At 68.2% G+C, this 20,441-nt stretch carries 18 protein-coding genes; 8 read left to right on the top strand and 10 right to left on the bottom strand.

Annotated features, from left to right (window positions below):
• Positions 1-346: 346 nt before the first annotated feature.
• Positions 347-1,231 (top strand): EamA family transporter RarD, encoded by an 885-nt coding sequence (rarD, locus tag M8R19_RS13230; protein WP_074984122.1) that lies wholly within the window; start codon positions 347-349, stop codon positions 1,229-1,231.
• Between the two features lie 627 nt (positions 1,232-1,858).
• Here the strand turns inward: rarD and M8R19_RS13235 are convergent.
• On the bottom strand, positions 1,859-2,377 hold the full coding sequence (locus M8R19_RS13235) for a glycine cleavage system transcriptional repressor (protein WP_043269369.1): 519 nt from the start codon (positions 2,375-2,377) through the stop codon (positions 1,859-1,861).
• Between the two features lie 22 nt (positions 2,378-2,399).
• Positions 2,400-2,858, bottom strand: a complete 459-nt coding sequence (locus M8R19_RS13240) for a GNAT family N-acetyltransferase (RefSeq protein WP_116425480.1) — start codon at positions 2,856-2,858, stop codon at positions 2,400-2,402.
• 292 nt (positions 2,859-3,150) lie between these two features.
• Between M8R19_RS13240 and M8R19_RS13245 the strand changes: the two genes are divergently transcribed.
• From M8R19_RS13245 to M8R19_RS13270, 6 genes are all read left to right on the top strand, one after another.
• Positions 3,151-5,328, top strand: coding sequence for a malate synthase G (locus tag M8R19_RS13245; protein WP_249918009.1), 2,178 nt, complete (start codon positions 3,151-3,153; stop codon positions 5,326-5,328).
• Between the two features lie 172 nt (positions 5,329-5,500).
• Positions 5,501-6,019: an RNA polymerase sigma factor gene (locus M8R19_RS13250; protein ID WP_009615470.1), complete on the top strand. Its 519-nt coding sequence runs from the start codon at positions 5,501-5,503 to the stop codon at positions 6,017-6,019.
• A complete protein-coding gene (locus M8R19_RS13255; RefSeq protein ID WP_249918010.1) occupies positions 6,016-6,975 on the top strand; it encodes a FecR family protein in 960 nt (319 codons plus the stop codon). Before M8R19_RS13250 ends, M8R19_RS13255 begins: the two co-directional genes overlap by 4 nt.
• A gap of 237 nt (positions 6,976-7,212) precedes the next feature.
• Positions 7,213-9,621, top strand: coding sequence for a TonB-dependent siderophore receptor (locus tag M8R19_RS13260; protein ID WP_074984131.1), 2,409 nt, complete (start codon positions 7,213-7,215; stop codon positions 9,619-9,621).
• A 114-nt stretch (positions 9,622-9,735) separates the two neighbouring features.
• Positions 9,736-10,692, top strand: coding sequence for a Vgb family protein (locus tag M8R19_RS13265; protein WP_249918011.1), 957 nt, complete (start codon positions 9,736-9,738; stop codon positions 10,690-10,692).
• 12 nt (positions 10,693-10,704) lie between these two features.
• Positions 10,705-11,328, top strand: a complete 624-nt coding sequence (locus M8R19_RS13270; RefSeq protein ID WP_249918012.1) for a glutathione S-transferase — start codon at positions 10,705-10,707, stop codon at positions 11,326-11,328.
• 296 nt (positions 11,329-11,624) lie between these two features.
• On the opposite strand, the gene M8R19_RS13275 is transcribed toward M8R19_RS13270, so the two are convergent.
• From M8R19_RS13275 to M8R19_RS13300, 6 genes are all read right to left on the bottom strand, one after another.
• A complete protein-coding gene (locus tag M8R19_RS13275) occupies positions 11,625-11,927 on the bottom strand; it encodes a hypothetical protein (protein ID WP_009615462.1) in 303 nt (100 codons plus the stop codon).
• Positions 11,928-11,938: 11 nt separating this feature from the next.
• Complete coding sequence (gene creD, locus M8R19_RS13280; RefSeq protein ID WP_249918013.1) at positions 11,939-13,315, bottom strand: cell envelope integrity protein CreD; 1,377 nt, start codon at positions 13,313-13,315, stop codon at positions 11,939-11,941.
• Between the two features lie 405 nt (positions 13,316-13,720).
• Entirely contained in the window at positions 13,721-15,154 is a 1,434-nt protein-coding gene (creC, locus tag M8R19_RS13285) for a two-component system sensor histidine kinase CreC (RefSeq protein ID WP_074984141.1), read from the bottom strand.
• Complete coding sequence (creB, locus tag M8R19_RS13290; RefSeq protein ID WP_249918014.1) at positions 15,154-15,837, bottom strand: two-component system response regulator CreB; 684 nt, start codon at positions 15,835-15,837, stop codon at positions 15,154-15,156. Before creB ends, creC begins: the two co-directional genes overlap by 1 nt.
• Before the next feature lie 55 nt (positions 15,838-15,892).
• Positions 15,893-16,432 (bottom strand): retropepsin-like aspartic peptidase RloA2, encoded by a 540-nt coding sequence (gene rloA2, locus M8R19_RS13295; RefSeq protein ID WP_074984146.1) that lies wholly within the window; start codon positions 16,430-16,432, stop codon positions 15,893-15,895.
• A 76-nt stretch (positions 16,433-16,508) separates the two neighbouring features.
• On the bottom strand, positions 16,509-17,753 hold the full coding sequence (locus M8R19_RS13300; protein WP_249918015.1) for an HD-GYP domain-containing protein: 1,245 nt from the start codon (positions 17,751-17,753) through the stop codon (positions 16,509-16,511).
• 130 nt (positions 17,754-17,883) lie between these two features.
• Between M8R19_RS13300 and yihG the strand changes: the two genes are divergently transcribed.
• Positions 17,884-18,771 carry a 1-acylglycerol-3-phosphate O-acyltransferase, YihG family gene (yihG, locus tag M8R19_RS13305; protein WP_074984150.1) on the top strand — a complete coding sequence of 296 codons (888 nt, stop codon included), beginning with the start codon at positions 17,884-17,886 and terminating at the stop codon, positions 18,769-18,771.
• A gap of 1 nt (position 18,772) precedes the next feature.
• Here yihG and M8R19_RS13310 read toward each other — a convergent pair whose 3' ends face one another.
• Together M8R19_RS13310 and M8R19_RS13315 are read right to left on the bottom strand one after the other, a co-directional pair.
• Positions 18,773-19,315 carry a DUF2780 domain-containing protein gene (locus M8R19_RS13310; protein ID WP_009615455.1) on the bottom strand — a complete coding sequence of 181 codons (543 nt, stop codon included), beginning with the start codon at positions 19,313-19,315 and terminating at the stop codon, positions 18,773-18,775.
• Between the two features lie 468 nt (positions 19,316-19,783).
• On the bottom strand, positions 19,784-20,329 hold the full coding sequence (locus M8R19_RS13315) for a DUF2780 domain-containing protein (protein WP_249918016.1): 546 nt from the start codon (positions 20,327-20,329) through the stop codon (positions 19,784-19,786).
• Positions 20,330-20,441: the final 112 nt, after the last annotated feature.

Consider the following 20,441-nt stretch of genomic DNA (forward strand, 5'->3'; position numbering starts at 1 on the left):
TCACCCTAACCCTCTCCCGAAGGGAGAGGGGACCGTTCGGAGTACATGGGTGTTTCGGCGTTAGCCGGCTAGCACGGGGATCGCCGGCTGAAACCAGGCCTCCTCTCGGCACGGACTAGCTCCCTCTCCCTCCGGGAGAGGGCTGGGGTGAGGGGATAGCCCGAGCGCCGATGCCATTCCCTGTAGGAGCGCGCCCTGCGCGCGAAATCGCGGGCAGGGCCCGCTTACGTTGTTTTCTGGGTTATTCCCCGCGCCGCCCGGCGACGGAAACTGAACGCACAGACAACATCGACCGCGCCCCCTAGAATGGCGCGGCCACTCTTTTCTTCTGCCGCAAGGACGTCCGATGGCCACCGCCAATCCCCGCCGGGGCTATGCCCTGGGCCTGACCGCCTATGTCATCTGGGGACTCTTCCCGGTCTACTTCAAACTGCTGGAACGCATCCCCGCCCTGGAAATCATCACCCACCGGGCCATCTGGTCGGCGCTGTTCGGCGCCGCCCTGCTGCTGGTGTGGAAACACCCCGGCTGGTGGCGCGAGCTGCTGGACAACCCGCGGCGCCTGGCCGTGCTCGGCGCCAGCGGGGTGCTGATCGCCAGCAACTGGCTGGTCTACGTCTGGGCGGTGAACAACGGGCACATGCTCGAAGCCAGCCTGGGCTACTACATCAACCCGCTGATCAACGTTCTGCTCGGCCTGGTGGTGCTGCGCGAGCGCCTACGCCCGCTGCAATGGGTGGCCGTGGGCCTGGCGGCGCTGGGCGTGGCCCAGCAGGTCTGGCAGTTGGGCAGCCTGCCCTGGGTGTCGCTGGTGCTGGCGCTGACCTTCGGCTTCTACGGGCTGATCCGCAAGCAGGCGCCGGTGGACGCCCTGCCCGGCCTGGTGGTGGAAACCTGGATGCTGCTGCCGCTGGCCCTGGGCTGGCTGCTGCTGTTCGCCGACGGCCCCAGCGCCCACCTGGCCTTCTGGACCACTCCGCAGGCGCTCTGGCTGGCCGCCGCCGGCCCCATCACCCTGGTGCCGCTGGTGTGCTTCAACGCTGCCGCCCGCCACCTGCCCTACGCGACCCTGGGCTTCCTGCAGTACATCGCGCCGACCCTGGTGCTGCTGCAGGCCGTTCTGCTGTTCGGCGAACACCTGGACTCCACCCGCCTGGTGGCCTTCGGCTGCATCTGGCTGGCGCTGGTGGTGTACAGCGTGGACATCTGGTACCGCCTGCGGCGCGCCTGATCATTTCCTGAGCGACAAGCTGCAGGCCCCGACGGGCAGGGCCTGCAGCCAGGTATCCGAAACTTTTCCACAGCTTCATCCAGCGTTGCCGGGGATAACCCCACAACGCCGCCGCACAACCGGAACACCCTAACGGCGGCGAGAATGGCTGCTCAGAACTCGTACAAACGCCTGTAAGGCTCGCCGATAAAGGCCCCTGGCAATCTACCCAGGGGTTTTCCACAGGGCTTTCCCGGGTTTCTGTGCAGGGCTGCGACGGCCCTGGCGCATTTTTGATCACTTCCCGCAAACCCAGCATCCACGCTGCCTGTAGCCAGGCATACAACAGTTGCCCACAGCGCGACCCACGGTTTCTGTGCAAAGACGTGGATAAACCGCCGTCCATGCAACCCGCCCCATGCACGGATCATTTTCTGACCGATCCGCCAAAGTCCTCGTGCTGCACGGCTTGCAGCCATCCATCCACAGCCCACCAACAGGACAACCCACGGTAACTGTGGGCAATGCCGGGCAGGCTGTTCACAGCCGAGCGTTGCGCTCTAAAGCACTGCCTGGCAGGCCTCGCAGCGCTTCACACACATTTCCTCAACAGACTTATGCACAGGCCGGAGGCCTTTCACCTGTGCATCAGTCCTCCTTGTGGAAATTCAGGTCCACCATGAGATCGTCGGCCAGGGCCTCCAGGTGCTGCTGCAACTGCTCCAGCGGCAACGTCAGCGGCACCGCCAGCACCGCGTCGGCGTGGAACAGCGGCTCGCCGCTCATGGGCGCCGGCAACACCTCGGTGGTCAGCCGCTCCAGGTTGACGCCGTGTTCGGCCAGCAGGCGGGTGATGTCGCGGACGATGCCCGGGCGGTCGTTGCCCACCAGGTCGAGGTGGATCGGCTTCCAGTTGCAGGAGGGCTCGATGCCGCTGTCGGCCAGCAGCACGCGGATGCCGTGGTCGCCCAGTTCCTGCAGGCCTTCCACCAGTTCGTCGTAGCCTTCGGCCGGCACCGCCACCCGCAGGATCCCGGCGAACTGCCCGGCCATGCGCGACATGCGGCTCTCCAGCCAGTTGCCGCCGTGGCCGGCGATGCATTGGGCGATGCGTTCCACCAGCCCCGGCTGGTCCTGGGCGATGATGGTGAGCACGAGATGATTCATGGCAGCCTCCAGAGTCGATGCGTCAGCCCCGGGCCTGGCCCAGGTCCAGCCAGTAGGTGTAGAAACGTTCGTCCCGCTGGTAGCCCAGGCGCTCGTACAGGCCCTGGGCGTTGCGGTTGTCCTTCGCCGTTTCCAGCTGCAGGCCGCAGGCGCCGCTGGCCTCGGCGTGGGCGCGGGCGGCGTTCATCAGCGCCTCGCCATAGCCGTCGCGGCGCGCCGCGGGGATCACGTAGAGGTCGCTGAGCAGCCAGGCCGGGCGTAGTGCCAGGGAGGCGAAGAAGGGGTACAACTGGACGAAGCCCAGGCCCACGCCGTCGATGCTGCGCGCCAGGTAGATCACCGATTCGCCGCGCTCCAGGCGCTGGCCGAGGAAGTCGCGGATGTCCGCCGGGGGCGCCGGCACTTCGTAGAAGTCCAGGTAGCCGGCGAACAGCGGTACCAGGTCGTCGAGGTCGGCAAGGGTGGCGCGGGCGATGGGCATGGTGATCCTCCGAGGGTGAAGCCTGAGTATAGGCTGCGGCGCGGAGCCAGCTGCGACGGGGCGTCGCAGGTTCCTCGCCGAATTAATCGTGTACTGTTTTCAGATTTATCTGGAACAATCCACCAGTTTTTTGCGAACATTATTGCTGCTACGTGACTGAGATGCGTTCTTTGGTCTAACCGCGACGCCAGCCCACTGATTTTTCCCACGGCATCATGTAGTATTCCGCGGCTCGGACTACAAGGCGTCTTGCCTGGGTTCCGAGCTGGTCCTGAGCAGAGTGAGGCAAGCAATGACTGAACGCGTTCAAGTCGGTGGCCTGCAGGTCGCCAAAGTCCTGTTCGACTTCGTCAACGACGAAGCCATCCCCGGTACCGGCCTCGACGCCGGCAAGTTCTGGGCAGGTGTGGAGGCCGTGGTCAACGACCTGGCCCCGAAGAACAAAGCCCTGCTCGCCAAGCGCGACGAGCTGCAGGCCAAGATCGATGGCTGGCACCAGGCTCGCGCTGGCCAGGCCCATGACGCCGCGGCCTACAAGGCCTTCCTCCAGGAAATCGGCTACCTGCTGCCCGAAGCCGAAGACTTCCAGGCCAGCACCCAGAACGTCGACGAAGAAATCGCCCACATGGCCGGCCCGCAGTTGGTGGTGCCGGTGATGAACGCGCGCTTCGCCCTGAACGCCTCCAACGCCCGCTGGGGCTCGCTGTACGACGCGCTGTACGGCACCGACGCCATCAGCGAAGAGAACGGCGCCGAGAAGGGCAAGGGCTACAACAAGGTTCGCGGCGACAAGGTCATCGCCTTCGCCCGCGCCTTCCTCGACGAAGCCGCGCCGCTGGAATCCGGCAGCCACGTCGACGCCACCGCCTACAGCGTGAACAACGGCGCGCTGGTCGTCGCCCTGAAGAACGGCAGCCAGAGCGGCCTGAAGAACGCCGCCCAGTTCATCGCCTTCCAGGGCGAGGCGGCCAAGCCGCAAGCCGTGCTGCTCAAGCACAACGGCCTGCACTTCGAGATCCAGATCGACCCCGCCAGCCCCATCGGCCAGACCGACGCCGCCGGCGTGAAGGACGTGCTGATGGAGGCCGCGCTGACCACCATCATGGACTGCGAAGACTCGGTCGCCGCGGTCGACGCCGACGACAAGGTGGTGATCTACCGCAACTGGCTGGGCCTGATGAAGGGCGACCTCGCTGAGGAAGTCAGCAAGGGCGGCACCACCTTCACCCGCACCATGAACCCGGACCGCGTCTACACCAAGGCCGACGGTTCCGAGCTGAGCCTGCACGGCCGCTCGCTGCTGTTCGTGCGCAACGTCGGTCACCTGATGACCAACGACGCCATCCTCGACAAGGACGGCAACGAGGTGCCCGAGGGCATCCAGGACGGCCTGTTCACCAGCCTGATCGCGGTGCACAACCTCAACGGCAACACCACCCGCAAGAACACCCGCACCGGCAGCGTATACATCGTCAAGCCGAAGATGCACGGTCCGGAAGAAGTCGCCTTCACCAACGAGCTGTTCGGCCGCGTCGAAGACGTGCTGGGCCTGCCGCGCAACACCCTGAAGGTCGGCATCATGGACGAGGAGCGCCGCACCACCATCAACCTCAAGGCGTGCATCAAGGAAGCCCGCGAGCGCGTGGTGTTCATCAACACCGGCTTCCTCGACCGCACCGGTGACGAAATCCACACTTCCATGGAAGCCGGCGCCGTGGTGCGCAAGGGCGCCATGAAGACCGAGAAGTGGATCGGCGCCTACGAGAACAACAACGTCGACGTCGGCCTGGCCACCGGCCTGCAGGGCAAGGCGCAGATCGGCAAGGGCATGTGGGCCATGCCCGACCTGATGGCCGCCATGCTCGAGCAGAAGATCGCCCATCCGCTGGCCGGCGCCAACACCGCCTGGGTGCCCTCGCCCACCGCCGCCACCCTGCATGCCCTGCACTATCACAAGGTCGACGTGTTCGCCCGCCAGGCCGAACTGGCCAAGCGCGCACCGGCCTCGGTCGACGACATCCTGAGCATTCCGCTGGCGCCCAACACCAACTGGAGCGCGGAAGAGATCAAGAACGAGATCGACAACAACGCCCAGGGCATCCTCGGCTACGTGGTGCGCTGGATCGACCAGGGCGTCGGCTGCTCCAAGGTGCCGGACATCAACGACGTCGGCCTGATGGAAGACCGCGCCACCCTGCGCATCTCCAGCCAACTGCTGGCCAACTGGCTGCGCCACGGCGTGATCACCCGGGAGCAGGTGGTCGAGAGCCTCAAGCGCATGGCCGCGGTGGTCGACCGGCAGAACGCCAACGACCCGCTGTACCGCCCGATGGCGCCGGACTTCGACGACAACGTGGCCTTCCAGGCCGCGCTGGAACTGGTCGTCGAAGGCACCAAGCAGCCCAACGGCTACACCGAGCCGGTGCTGCACCGCCGTCGTCGCGAATTCAAGGCGAAAAACGGCCTCTGATTCGCGCCTGCGTGAGCTGAAAAACCGCCCTTCGGGGCGGTTTTTTCATTTCCGGCCCGCCTTTTTCCCGAAAACCGACAGGCGCCGATTGCGCAGGCTGGTTGCACTTTGCGATCATTTGCGAATAGTTATCGTTTTGTCGTTCATTCCGAATCGGGGTGGGGGAGCAAAGGTGTCGGCAGTCCAGACTGGCAATGGCGAATTCGTAGGCGCGCTCTACCGCGACCACCGCGACTGGCTACTTGCCTGGCTCAATCGCAGCGTCGGCTGCCCGCAGCGCGCCGAGGACCTCGGCCAGGACACCTTCGTGCGCATCCTCGGCCGCCGCGAGCTGCCCAGCCTGCGCGAACCGCGGGCCTTCCTGGTGACCGTGGCCAAGGGCCTGCTGGTCGACCACTGGCGCCGCCAGGCGCTGGAGCAGGCCTACCTCGACGAGCTGCTGCAACTGCCCGAGGCCGAGCAGCCCTCGGTGGAAACCCAGTTCCTCATCCTCGCCGACCTGCGCGAGATCGACCGCCTGCTGGGCAAGCTGTCCAGCCGCGCGCGCAGCGCCTTCCTGCTCAACCGCCTGGACGGCCTGGGCCACGCCGAGATCGCCGAGCGCCTGGGCGTGTCGGTGCCGCGGGTGCGCCAGTACATCGCCCAGGGCCTGCGCCAGTGTTACATCGCCCTGTACGGCGAGCCGACATGAAGGGCCCGGTCTCGGTCCGCATCCTCGACGAAGCCATCGCCTGGCAGTTGCGCCTGGGTTCGGGCGAGGCCCATGCCGAGGACGAAGCCGCCTTCGCCCACTGGCATGCCGCCCACAGCGAACACGCCCGCGCCTGGCACCAACTGGGCATGCTCGACCACAACCTGGGCGCGGCCGCCGCCCCCGCGGCGCGCAGCGCCTTGCTGCGCGCGCCGGGCGAATCGCGGCGCAAGCTGCGCCGGCTGGCCGGCACCGGTTTGTCGCTACTGCTGGCCGGGGTGCTGGCGCTGGGCGTGGGCAACCGCTACCTGCCGCTGCGCTACGCCCTGGCCGACGTGGTCACCGGCACCGGCGAACTGCGCGAACTGCGCCTGCCCGACGACACCCTGGTGCAGCTCGACAGCCGCACCGCCCTGGACATCCGTTTCGACGCCAGCGAGCGGCGCATCGTCCTGCTCAGCGGCGAAATCATGGTGCAGACCGCCCATGGCGACAGCCGCCCATTCATCGTCGAAACCCGCGATGGCCGCCTGCGCGCCCTGGGCACCCGTTTCCTGGTGGAACGCCAGGCCGACGGCACCCTGCTCAGCGTGCTGCAGTCGGCGGTGGCGGCCAAGCCCGAGCGGGGCCGCGACGAAACCGTCGTCCCCCAGGGCCGCCACGTGCTGCTGCGCGCCGACGGCCTGGGCCCGCTGGAGGCCAACAGCGCCACCGCCGACGCCTGGACCCACGGCATGCTGGTGGCCGACAACATACGGCTGGCCGACCTGCTGGAGAAACTCGGCCAGTACCGCAGCGGCTACCTGGGCCTGGACCCGGCGCTAGCCGACCTGCGCATCAGCGGCAGCTTCTCCCTGCGCGACACGGACCTGGCCCTGGATTCGCTGCCACCGAGCCTGCCGGTGCGCATCGAGCGGCACGGCGGTTGGTGGACGAAGGTGGTGCCGCGCGGCTGAGCCCCTTGCCGGCCGCGCGAAACGCTCTTCGTAAAAACGCTCTTCGTAGGAGCGAGCTTGCTCGCGAATGAACCCCGCTGCGGAGTCTGTTCGCGAGCAAGCTCGCTCCTACGAAAGCCAGAGCGTCATACGCCGTAGCACCATCCGAAATTTTTTTTCGCGCAGCCCTATCACTTTCCGATTGTCGTCCGGCAATGAGGCGAACGAGACATATTCACACCCAGGAGTGAATCCCCGATGCCGTCCCCCACCATGGCCTTCCGCCCGCACCTGCTGGCCGCCGCCATTCTGCTCGCCAGCCCGCTGGCTTCCGTCGCCGCCGATGTCGCGCGCGACTACCAGCTGCCCGCCGCCCCGCTGGCCAGCACCCTCAACCGCATCGCCGCGCAAGCCGGCATCAGCCTGAGCATCGACCCGGCCCTGGCCAACGGCCGCAGCGCCCATGCCGTGCAGGGCCGCTTCGACGGCCTCGGCGCGCTGCGCCAGGCGCTGGAAGGCACCGGCCTGGAGCTGGTGGAGAACGCATCCGGCAGCTACAGCGTGCGCCCACTGCCCAAGGACACCCTGGCCATGGGCGCCACCACCGTGAGCGCCGTGCAGGAAGACCCGGACGGCCCGGCCGTGGGCTACCTCGCCACCCGCACCCGCGCCGGCACCAAGACCGACAGCTCGATCCTCGAGACGCCCAAGTCGATCTCCGTGGCCACCCGCGAGCAGATGCAGGACCGCAACGTACAGAACCTCGACGACGCGGTGCGCTACATGCCCGGCGTGATCGCCAGCAGCTACGGCAGCGACACCCGCGCCGAATGGCTGAAGGTGCGCGGCTTCGAGCCCACCCAGTTCCTCGACGGCCTGCCCCTGCCCAAGGGCTCCTACACCATGCCCAAGCTGGAAACCTGGGACCTGGAGCGCGTCGCCCTGCTGCGCGGCCCGGCTTCCTCGCTGTACGGCCAGACCCCGCCCGGCGGCCTGCTGGACATGGTCAGCCGCCGCCCGCAGGAAGAAAGCAGCCATGAAGTGCAGCTGCAGGTCGGCAGCTACGAGCACAAGCAGATTTCCTTCGACAGCACCGGCAAGATCGACGACCAGGGCAAGATGCTCTACCGCGTCAGCGGCGTGGTGCGCGACAGCAACACCCAGGTCGAGCACGTCGACAGCAAGCGCTACAACATCGCGCCCAGCGTGACCTGGAACTTCGACGAAGACACCCGCCTGACCTTCCTCTCGCAGTTCAACCGCGACGATACCGGCATCACCAGCCAGTTCCTGCCGCTGCAGGGCACCAAGCTGTCGACCCCGGCGGGCAAGGTGAAGTACCACGAGAACCTGGGCGACCCGGACTGGGAGTTCTACGACAAGACCTACTACGCCCTGGGCTACGCCTTCGAGCACCGCTTCAACGACGTCTGGCAGTTCCGCCAGAACCTGCGTTACACCAAGAGCGACCTGTCGTTCCAGGGCATCACCGCCGGCGGCTGGGCCACCGCGGTGAGCGACGACGGCACCGTGGCGCGCGGCGCCAACGTGGTCAACGAAGACATCAGCCAGTTCGCCATCGACAACAACTTCCAGGCCGACTTCGCCACCGGCCCGGTCAAGCACACCCTGCTGCTGGGCCTCGACCACCAGCGCGCCAACACCAACTACCAGTGGCTGTACGGCAGCGCGCCGAGCAGCAACATCAAGCAGCCGATCTACGGCCAGGACTTCAGCAACGTCAGCTACACCGCGTACAACGACTACAACCAGAAGATGCGCGACACCGGCCTCTACGCCCAGGACCAGATGTCCCTGGACAACTGGCGCCTGACCCTCGGCGGCCGCCATGACTGGGCCCACACCGGCTCGAAGTTCTACAACGCCGGCGGCGCCACCGACACCCGCCGCGACAGCCAGTTCAGCGGCAACGCGGCGCTCAGCTACGTGTTCGACAACGGCCTGGCGCCCTACATCTCCTACGCCGAGTCGTTCCAGACCGAGGCCGGCGGCAACAACGGCATGGCCTTCGAACCGAGCACCGGCAAGCAGTACGAACTGGGCATCAAGTACCAGCCGCCCGGCCGCGACCTGCTGCTCAGCGCCGCCGTCTACGACCTGAAGCGGCAGAACATCGTGCTCTCCGACTCCCTGGGCCGCAGCAACCCGGTGGGCGAGGCGCAGGTGCGCGGCCTCGAACTGGAAGCCGTCGGCAACGTCACCGACAACCTCAAGGTGACCGCCGCCTACACCTACTCCAACAGCAAGATGACCAAGGTCGCCGACCCGCTGGACAAGAACCGTCCGCTGCCGCTGACGCCGGAGAACCAGGCCTCGCTGTGGGCCGACTACACCTGGCACGAAGGCCTGCTCGACGGCTTCGGCATCGGCTTCGGCACCCGCTACGTGGGCGAGACCGACAACATCGCCATCGGCAGCATGGCCTACGTGCGCGACAAGTCGGACGGCCACACTGGCTCCTACACCCTGTACGACGCCGCGGTGCGCTACGACCTCGGCCGCCTGGACAACAGCCTGAAAGGGCTGAGCGTGGCGGTGAACGCGAACAACGTATTCGACAAGGAATACATCTCCACCTGCGACGGCTTCTACTGCTACTACGGCGACCGCCGCAACGTGGTCGCCAGCCTCGACTACAAGTTCTGACCTCCGGCCGCCGCGGCGGCCACCCCACACGGCGCGTTCCCCGCGCGCCGTTCGCCTCCCGGCGCGTGGCGCGCTACAGTGCGCCTTCCAACGGCCACGCCCGGGAGCACCCCAATGCCGCAAAGCCCGCGACTCCTGCCCACCCTGCTCGGCCTGCTGCTGAGCTGCGCCGCCCACGCCGCCGACCCGCAGTACTACCCCCTGACCAAGGGCGCCGCGCCCCAGGCCGTGGCCATGCTCGACGATGGCCGGCTGTGGTACGTCGCCGAAGGCAACGGCTCGCTGGGCCGCTTCGACCCGCAAAGCGGGCAGGACGAGCAGGTCAGCCTGGGCAAGGGCTCGGTGCCGCGCGCCGTGCTGGCCGGCCCGGATGGCGAAGCCTGGGTCGCCGACAGCGGCCTCAACGCCCTGGTCCGCGTCGACCCGGACCGCCTTGGCAGCGAAGTCGTGCCGCTGCCCAAGGAAGCCGCCGACGCCGGCCTGGACAGCCTGGTGTTCGATGACGACCACGACATCTGGTTCACCGGCGAGAAGGGCTTTTACGGCCGCATCGACCCCGCCACGCGCAAGCTCGAAGTCTGGGCCACGCCCGGCGGCAAGAGTGCCCAGGGCCTGGCGGTGACGCCCGACGGCCAGCTCTGGTACGCCTCCGCCGACGACGACAGCATCAACCGCATCGACCCACTCGGCCAGGCCGTCACCCGCTTCCCGCTGCCCGAACAGGGCGGCCGGCCGCAGCAACTGGGCGCCGACTCCATCGGCCGGCTGTGGGTGAGCGAGGCCGGCAGCGGCCGGCTCGGCCGCTTCGACCCCAGCGATGGCAAGTGGAAGAGCTGGCGCCTGCCGGGCGACCTCCCGCAGCCCGGCGCGCTCTACGTCGATGCCATGGACCGCGTGTGGCTCAGCGACCTCGGCGGCGACGCCGTGCTGCGCTTCGACCCGCAGAGCGAGAAATTCACCGCCTACCCCAGCGACCAGACCGAGGCCCGCGTCAGCCAGCTCAGCGGCCGCCCCGGCGAGGTCTGGGGCGCCGACGCCGGCAGCGACCGCCTGCTGGTCATCCGCGAGTAACCAGGAGATACCATGAGCCCCACCCTCACCCTGTTCCACGCCCCCGCCTCGCCCTTCGTGCGCAAGGTCATGGTGCTGCTGCACGAGACCAGCCAACTCGACCAGGTGCGCCTGCAGGCCGCCAACCTCAGCCCGGTGAGCCCGGACAGCGGCGTCAATGCCTGCAACCCGGCGGGCAAGATCCCCTGCCTGCGCCTGGCCGACGGCCAGGCCCTGTACGACAGCCGGGTGATAGTCGAATACCTCGACCAGCAGCACGCCGGCGCACCACTGATCCCCCGCGAAGGCCCGCAACGCTGGCAGCGCCTGACCCTCGCCGCACTGGCCGACGCCATCATGGACGCCGCCGTGATCAGCCGCTACGAAACCTTCGTGCGCCCCGAGGAGAAGCGCTGGGACGGCTGGCTGCAAGGTCAGCAGCAGAAGATCGAACGCGCCCTGGCGCACTTCGAGGGCGAGGCTTTCGCGGCGCTGAACGAGCGCTTCGACATCGCCGCCATCGGCCTGGCCTGCGCCCTGGGCTACCTCGACTTCCGCCGCCCCGACTGGGCCTGGCGTGAGCAGTACCCGAAGCTCGCGGCCTGGTACGCCGAGGCCGCCCAGCGCCCGTCCCTGCAGGCCACGCAGCCGGTCTGACAGCCCGGCGCTGACGCGTTAACCGTAGGGCGTATAACCGTTCGCGGTTATACGCCGTCGCCCCGAACGCCATGGCCAAACGTCGGCGCCCGATGCGCATGCCGCCGTTCGCGAGCAAGCTCGCTCCTACGAAGAGCGGCGCCCCATTCCGTGACTGGATGACAGGCGGGAAGGGGCATTTGTAGGAGCGAGCTTGCTCGCGAACCCTTCCCCGCGCGCCCGCAGCACCAGCACCGCGATCTGCCGCGCCAAGCGCCGCCCGGCCTGGCGCTCCTCGCGCAACCCGCGCCAGGCGCTCATCGCCGCGCGCCCCAGTAGTACAGCGGCAGCGCCAGCAGCAGGCCGAGCTGAGCGAAGCCCGCGCATAGTTCCAGGAAGGAGCGCACGTGGGGGTTGTTCGCCGCGTCCCGGGCGCCGGTGAGGCCATCCCAGAAATCCGCCGGCGGCAGGTGCAGCGCCAGCCAGGCCAGCGGCTTGCCGCTGGCGGCGAGCCAGGCGATCAGCTCGAAGTGGCCGACGAACATCAGCAGCGGCAGGGCCATCACGCTCAGCAGCAGGCCGCCGGCCAGGCACAGGGTGAAACGCGTCAGCAGGTGCATGGCGGCCTCCTTCAGCCTTCGTGGCTCACTTCGTCCAGGGAGAAGCTCGGCTCGTCCGTGCGCCGGCCGACGCCGTACCAGTCCAGCCGGCGGGTCAGCGCCATCACCCCGGCGAGCACCGCGAACAGCAGCAGCGAGCCCATCAGCAGCGCATAGTCCTCGGCCCGCAACAGGCCGTAGAGCATGGCGTAGAGCGCGCCCAGTCCGGCGCCGAAGGCACAGCCACGCACCACGCTGCGCAGCACCGTGCACAGGTAGAAGCCGATCAGCGCCACGCAGGCGCCGGCGGAGGCCAGGTAGGCGCGCTCGAAGCCGACGTGCTCGGCCAGCGACAGCAGCAGCAGGTAGAACAGCGCCAGGGCCAGGCCGACCAGGGCGTACTGCACCGGGTGCAGGGCCAGGCCCTTGAGCACCTCGAAGAGGAAGAAGCCGGCGAAGGTCAGGCCGATGAACAGCAGGGCGTACTTCAGCGCGCGGTCGGCCTTGAGGTACTGGTCCACCGGGTCCACCAGGCTGACGCCGAAGCCACGCGAGTCGAAAGTGTCGCAGCCCTTGCCGGCGAAGCAGTTCTGCAGCGCCTCTTCCATGCTGCTGGCGAAGAAGCTGGTGCGCCAGCGCGCGCTGAAGCCGTCGGCGCCGATGCTGCGCTCCACCGGCAGGAACTCGCCGCCGAAGCTGGGGTGCGGCCAGTCGGCCTTGAGGCTGACCTGGCTGTCGCGGCCCACCGGGGTGATGTCCAGCCGCGAGCTGCCCAGCAGGGCCAGCTCGAAGGCGTAGTCGAGGCGCTGCTCGGCGGCGCTGGCCTCCAGCGGCAGCGGCGCGTGCACGCCCTCGCCCAGGCGCTGCGAGCGGCTGCCCGGGGCGAAGTCCAGGGTGCGGCCGTCAAGGCTCAGCTTGAGGGCGTTCTGGATGCCGCGCACGTCGCTGATGCCCACCGCCAGGAACGGCTGCTCGAAGCGGTAGCTGGCCAGGTCGTCGCCCACGCCGTAGTGCGCCGGTACCACGAAGCTGCCGCTGACGCGGCTTTCCAGGTGGAACAGGCGCGCCTCGTAGATGCCGCGGTGGCGCAGCTCGGTGGTCATCTGGCCATCGACCAGGAAGGTCTCCGGCAGGAAGTACAGGCGCCCGCGCTTCTCCCGCTGCACCTGCACGCGGGTGCCGCTGCGTTCGTCGCGCTCCCACTCCAGCACCTGGCGCACGTAGGGCACCACCAGCAGCGGCCCGCGCAGGCGCTGGGCGTAGGCGGAGCTGCGGGCGATATCCTGCAGCACGCCGTCACGGTAGGCCTGCCGCTCACCGACCAGGCCGTCGATCATCAGCAGGGGGACCAGTAGCAGGAGCATGAGCACGGCGATGGCGCCGAGCTTGAGGAGCAGGGGGCGGTTCATGGGGGACTCTCCGGGGGTTGGGGTGGTGGAGAGTCTGGGTCGGTACTGTGGGGGATTTGTGGTGGGGGGATGGGGAGATTGTGGGGATTGTGTGGAGGCTTGGCTTTGGTGTGGTGGGTGGGCGCCTTTCCCTCTCCCTAACCCTCTCCCTGAAGGGAGAGGGGACCGTTCGGAGTGCTTGGGTATTTTGGAGTTAGTCGGCAACACCGAAGGTCTCCGACTGAAACCATTCCTCCTCTCGGCACGGACAAGCCCCCTCGTCCTTCAGGGAGAGGGGGCCGTTCGGAGTGCTTGGGTATTTTGGAGTTAGCCGGCAACACCGAAGGTCCCCGGCTGAAACCATTTCTGCTCTCGGCACGGACAAGCCCCCTCTCCCTTCAGGGAGAGGGCTGGGGAGAGGGGCTCTCAGGCTCTTCCCTTGTCAGCCCCCGGCAACTCCAGCCAAGCCTCCACCCCACCCTCGACATTCCCCACGCCCAACCTTCCACCATGCAACCCCGCCACCTCGGCAACGAAGTTCAACCCCAGCCCCGTGCTCTTGCGCCCCGTCCCCGGCCGCGGCAAGGAGTAGAACCGCTCCGTCAGCCGCTCCAGCGCATAGCCCGGAATCACCGGTCCCTCGTTGAACACCCCCAGCCGCCAGCGCCCATCCTCGCGCAGCGCACCGAAGCGAATCACCCCACCAACCGGCGTGAAATCCAGCGCATTGTCCAACAGGTTGCCCAACGCCTGGCGCAACAGGAAACGCTCCCCCGTCACCACTGCCTCCGCCGGCACCGCGTTCTCCACCCGCAAACCTGCCAGCCGCGCCAGGTTGGCCTGCAACAGCTCCGCCACCAACTCACGCAGCGACACCGGCTCGCTATCCTCAAGCCCCTGCCGCTGCTCCACCTGGGCCAGGTTCAGCAGGCGCTCCACCAGTTGCTGCAAACGCTGGCTCTCGCCGGCAATGTTGTCGACGAAGCGCCTGCGCTGCTCCGCCGGCATCTCGCCTTCCAACAGTTCGGCGGCGCCACGAATGGCCGCCAGCGGGCTCTTCAGCTCGTGGGTCAGGGTGTGCACGTAGCGCTCGACGTAGGCCTTGCCCTCCAGTTGTACGCGCATGCGCTCCACCGCCTCGGCCAGTTGCGCCATCTCGCCGCCGCGGTAGCGCGGCAGTTCGGCGCGGCGGCCCTCGCTGACCGCCTGGGCGTAGCGGGTAAGCTTGCGCAGGGCGCCGCTCAGCCACCAGGAGAGCAGCCCGCCAACCAGCAGGCCGAGCACGATCAGGCCGCCGCCGAGCCAGGCCAGGCGCCGTTGCGAACGCTCGATGTAGGGCTGCAGGGTGCGGTTGGGCTTGGAGACGGAGACCACGCCGATGATCTTCTCGCCATCCTTGATCGGCGCCGCCACGTACATCACCGAGGAGTCCGGGTCGTCCGCCGATTCGCGGCTGGAGCGCGCGCCGTACTTGCCCTGCAAGGTCAGGTAGACGTCGTTCCAGCGCGAGTAGTCCTGGCCCACCGCCTCGCCCGCCGAATCCAGCAGGACGATGCCGCGGGCGTCGGTGACGTAGATGCGGTGGTTCACCGCGTTCTTGCGCACGCCCCAGATGTCCGCCTGCGGGCTGCGCGCGCCATAGGCCTTGAGCAGTTCCGGCAACTGGCTGTGGACCAGGGTGCCGTTCTTCAGGTCCTCGCGCAGGATCTCGGCCAGCAGGTTCGCGGTGTCCACCAGGGTTTCCTCGGTGGACTGGCGCACCCCGGGGCGGATCTCCTCCATCACCGTGCTCAGCACGAAGTAGCCGGTCAGCCCGACGAACAGGAAGTACGCCAGGAAGATCCGCACGCCCAGCGGCATCAGGCCTTCTCCGCCGCGTAGCTGTAGCCCAGGCCGCGGTGCGTCTGGATCGGTTCGGCGTCCGCGGCCACCTGGCGCAGCTTGGCGCGCAGGCTCTTGATGTGGCTGTCGATGTTGCGCTCGTAGCCGGCCTGGGCCGCCACGCCCAGGGCCTGCAGCAGCAGCTCGCGGCTGAACACCCGGCCCGGGCGCGCCAGCAGCGCCTGGAGCAGGCGGAATTCGTGGAGGGTGAGGTTCAGCGCCTGGCCGCGGTAGTGGATCAGGCAGCGCTCCTCGTCCACCCGGAAGGGCCCGGCCGGGGCCGCCTCGGCGCTGGCGCGGGGCGGCCCGCGACGGAGGATGGCCTTGACCCGCGCGGCCAGCTCGCGTGGGCTGAAGGGCTTGACCACGTAGTCGTCGGCGCCGATCTCCAGGCCCACCACGCGGTCGATCTCGGCGTCGCGGGCGGTGAGGAAGATCACCGGCACCTCGGAGAAGCGGCGCAGCTGGCGGCAGGCCTCGAAGCCGCTGATGTCGGGCAGGCCGACGTCGAGGACGACCAGGTCGAAGGCCTCCTCGCGCAGGCGCTGCAGGGCCTCGCCGGCCAGGCTCAGCCAGGTGGTGGCGAAGCCTTCGGCCTGCAGGGCGTAGAGCAGGGTGTCGGCGATGGCGGCTTCGTCTTCGACGATGAGGATGTGCGGCATGGCTTCCGTGCGCGGTGTGGCGGGCCTTCCATCAAGCCGCAAGGCCCGCGTCCCGTCAATCGGCTTCGCGGCTGCCCGAGCAGTTGGGCTTGCCGGCGGCGAAGCGCTCGCTGGCATCCACCGCCACGTGGAACTTGCGCAGGCCCTTGGCGCCCATCAGGAAGGGGTAGTTGAAGTGGCTGCGGTCGACCAGGTTGACCTCGATCACCTGCTGGTCGCCGCCCAGGCACACCGGCAGCAGGATCACCGGGCGCTCGCTGAGGGCGACCGGGTTCTCCTCCTCGTCGTCTTCCTCGCGGCCGTCGGCGCGGTTCTTGATCTTGGAGATGCGCGCCAGCTTGTGCTCGTACTGCGAGTCGCCGCCGTCCTTGGTGGCCAGGCGGAAGCGCACCCACTCGTCGCCGTCGCGCTGGAACAGCTGGATGTCCTTGGCCGACAGCGACGAAGTGTAGGCGCCGGTGTCCATCTTGGCCTGCAGCGTCTGGCTCAGCTCGGGCAGGCCGACCCATTCGTAGCGCCCGTACAGCTTGGGCTCGGCGGCGAGGGCCAGGCCGGGCAGGACGAGCAGCGAAAGCAGGGCGAGAACGGGTTTCACGGGAATCTCCAGGGCAGTTCGGGATGCATGGCGCATAGGACTACCACGCCAGCCCGGGGTTCGCCAGCGGCCGCTGTCAGGCGTCGAACAGCGAGCCGCGGCGGCGGTCCAGGCCGCTCCACAGCGTTTCCAGGTTGCGGAAGCCCCACTGCGCCGGCGACTCGCGGCCGACGATGCGCTCGCGGCCCTTGAGCGTGGCCAGGTCGAGCACCTGCTGGGGAATCGCCGCGCGCGTGCGGATCGAATAGAACACCTTGAGCACCGGGGTGAGCAACGCCTCGGGATGCTGCTCCAGCACCACCGCCAGGCGCTCGCTCTCCAGGCGCACCAGCGAGCCCACCGGGTAGATGCCCAGGCATTTGACGAAGGCGCGGAACACCTGCTCGTCCAGGTGCGTGCCGCACCACTGGCCCATGCGCCGGATCGACTCGGCGGGGTCCCAGCCGGCCTTGTAGGGGCGGTCGGAGGTGATGGCGTCGTAGATGTCGCAGACCGCGCCCATGCGCGCGAACAGGCTGATCTGCTCGCCGGCCAGGTGGTGCGGGTAGCCGCTGCCGTCGAGCTTCTCGTGGTGGTGCAGGCACACGTCCAGCACCAGGGCGCCGACCTGGCGGCCCTGGATGAGGATGTCCAGGCCGCGCTGCGGGTGCTCGCGGACCCGGGCGAACTCCTGCTCGTCCAGGCGCCCCGGCTTGTTCAGCAGCTCCATGGGCACGTGCATCTTGCCGATGTCGTGCAGCAGCCCGGCCGCGCCCGCCTCGCGCACCAGCGCCTCGTCCAGGCCGAGCTGGCGCGCCAGGGCGATCATCAGCGCGCACACCGCCACCGAGTGCAGGTAGGTGTATTCGTCGGCGTTCTTCAGCCGCACCAGGCTGATCAGCGCATTGGGATGGCGCTGCACCGAGGCGGCGATTTCCTCCACCAGTTCCTGGGCGTGCTCGCCATTCACCGCCCTGCCCATGCGCGCGTCCTGGAACATCGCCATGACCGCGCGCTTGGACTGCACGCACAGCCGGTGCGCCGCGCGCAGTTCGTCTTCCATGGCGCGCCAGGGCTTCTCCGGCGCCTCCTCGGGCGAGGCCGGCGGCGGTGCGGCGGGCTCGCCGGGTGTCAGCGCGGGGCGGGGCGCGAGGCCCTTGGCCGGGTCGATCAGCACTTCGTGCACGCCGCTCTCGCGCAGGCGCTTGAGGTCCTCGGGGTCTTCCAGCAAAAAGCGCCGGCGCCAGAACGGGTGCTCCATCCAGGAGCCGCACAGTTCGTGGACGTACATACCGAGGGTCACGTCCTTGACCGGCAGGCGCACATAGAAGGAGTCAGGCATGGCAGGCAATCATCGGGGCAGGTTCCCAGAGCATAGTGCGCCGGCGCACGTCGCGGGAGGGGGTGGCTTGGGCTGGCCGCGCCGCCTGCGTATCATGGCCGCGCCAACCGGAACAAGGAATCGCACCGCCATGTGGGCCACGCTGACCGGAATCGTCACCAGCCTCCTGTTGCTGCTCAACACCCTGATCCTGATCGGCCCGATGCTGCTGATCGCCCTGCTCAAGCTGGTGCTGCCGGGCAAGGCGCTGAAGGACGCCTGCTCCAACGGGGTGATGTGGATCGCCGAGACCTGGGCGGAGATCGACAAGGCCATCTTCGCCCTGATGACGCCCACCGTCTGGGACATCCGCGGCGGCGACCAGCTGCGCCGCGACACCTCCTACCTGGTGGTGAGCAACCACCAGTCCTGGGTCGACATCCCGGCCCTGGTCCAGGCCTTCAATCGCAAGACGCCCTACTTCAAGTTCTTCCTGAAGAAGGAGCTGATCTGGGTGCCCTTCCTCGGCCTGGCCTTCTGGGCCCTGGACTACCCCTTCATGAAGCGCTACTCCAAGGCCTTCCTGGAGAAGAACCCGCAGCTCAAGGGCAAGGACCTGGAGATCACCAAGGCCGCTTGCGAGAAGTTCAAGGGCATGCCGGTGACGGTGGTGAACTACCTGGAAGGCACCCGCTTCACCCCGGCCAAGCAGGCTCAGCAGCAGTCGCCCTACCAGAACCTGCTCAAGCCCAAGGCCGGCGGCGTGGCCTTCGTGCTGGCCGCCCTGGGCGAGCAACTGGACGCCATGCTCGACGTCACCGTGGTCTACCCCAAGGGCCCCAAGCCGGGCTTCTGGGACCTGCTTAGCGGCAAGGTGCCGCGGGTGATCGTCGACATCCGCACCCACGGGATCGACCCCGCGCTGTGGCAGGGTGACTACGAGAACGACGCGGAATTCCGCCAGTACGTGCAGGCCTGGGTGTCGCGCCTGTGGGAAGAGAAGGACGCGCGCATCGACGCGCTGCGCGCCGAGTTCTGAGCTAGATCGCCTTGCCTGCCACCGTGGTGGCCGGGGTGGAAGGCAGCGGGGCGCTCTCCCAGAGCTTGCCGAGGGTGCCCAGCAACTGGCTGTTCAGGCCCTGCTTGACCAGGTAGTCGAGCATCACGCTGGCGAACCGGTCGACCATGCCTTCGCTCATGCCCAGCACGTTGAACACCTGGTCGACGTCCTGCAGGTTCTGGATGCCGCCGAGCAACTGCCCGGCGCCGCCCAGCAGGGCGCCGATGCCGCCGCCGAGGTTGCCCGAGGACAGCTGGTCCAGTCCCGGCAGGCTCTTCTGCAACTGCGTGCCCTGGCTGTCGTCGAGGCGGTTCATGGCCAGGCCGATCAAGGCGCCGGCGCCGCCGATGGCCTGCTCGTCGCTGATGTTCAGGCGCTGGCCGAGGGTCTCCACCAGGCCGTTGGCAGCCGTTGCTGCGGCACCGGACTCGGCGCTGGGGATTTCCTCGAAGGTCTCGGCGGCGGCCGGGAAGGCCACCAGCCAGGCGCAGGCGGCGAGGATGGGAAGGGCTCGGGCGATCATCGGAGGCTCCGCGACAGGCAGGTCCCGCCTCGGCATGGGCGGTCAACGGATTCGACTGACGACCGCGTCCTTCGTTCCGAGCGCCCCTACGTTGTTTTCTGGGTTATTCCCCTTCGGGCCAGCGCAAGCGCTGTTCGCGATGGAGCCGCGTCCCGCGTTCGCGGGAACCCAATAGACAGGTGCTCCTACATGCCGGGAGGAACACCGTCGTAGGATGGCGTTGAGCGAAGCGATACCCATCGCCCCACCAGGCGCCGGCCTCGCCGTCGGAATCGCGGATAAGATCCGCTCCTACACCGTACCCCTGTAGGAGCGGATCTTATCCGCGATTTCGCGCGCAGGGCGCGCTCCTACAAAGGGAATGGTGTGAAGGGGTATCCGCGAATCGCGCCGGGATGTCCGGCTATCGCGGACAAGGTCCGCTCCTACAATGGAACGCCATGCCTCTCGGTGGACTGTAATCGGGCGTCAGCCGCCCACGCCCCACAGGCTACCCAGGCTGCCCAGCAGGTCGCTGCTCACGCCCTGCTTGCCGAAGTAGTCCAGCAGCACGCTGGCGAACTTGCCAGTCATGCCCTGGTCCATGCCCAGGGTGCTGAAGGCGCTGTTCACGTCGCCCATGCTGTCGACATTGCCCAGCAAGCCCTTGGCGCCGGCGCCGCCGAGGTTGCCCAGGCTGCCGCCGAGGCCGCCCAGGGCGTTGGCGCCGCTGAGCTTGTCCAGGCCCGGCACGGCCTTCACCAGCTGGGTGTAGTCGGTGCCGCTGAGTTTGTTCTTGGCCAGGCCGAGCAGCGCGCCGGTGCCGCCGATGGCTTGCTCGTCGCTGACGCCCAGTTGCCCGGTGAGGGCGCCGAGCAGGCCGCTGGTCTGCGGGGTGGAGGCCACCTGGGCCGGGTTGCCGCCCTCGGCCACGCCGGACACTGCCTTGGCGGCGTCCCCCAGGTTGAAGGCGAAGGCGGAACTGGCGGCGAGCAGCGCCGCGGCGGCGCAGGTGACACGGAATCTGACGGTCATCGACATCTCCTGATGCAGTGGCGTCCGGCGCCGAAGGTGCGCGGGACGCAGATTGGACTGGCGGCGGGTGCCATTGTTCCGCCACCTCGGCGCGAACTTGCAGCGCCTGCGC

This window comes from Pseudomonas sp. R3.Fl, from assembly GCF_023516765.1.
Taxonomy (GTDB): Bacteria; Pseudomonadota; Gammaproteobacteria; order Pseudomonadales; family Pseudomonadaceae; genus Pseudomonas; species Pseudomonas citronellolis.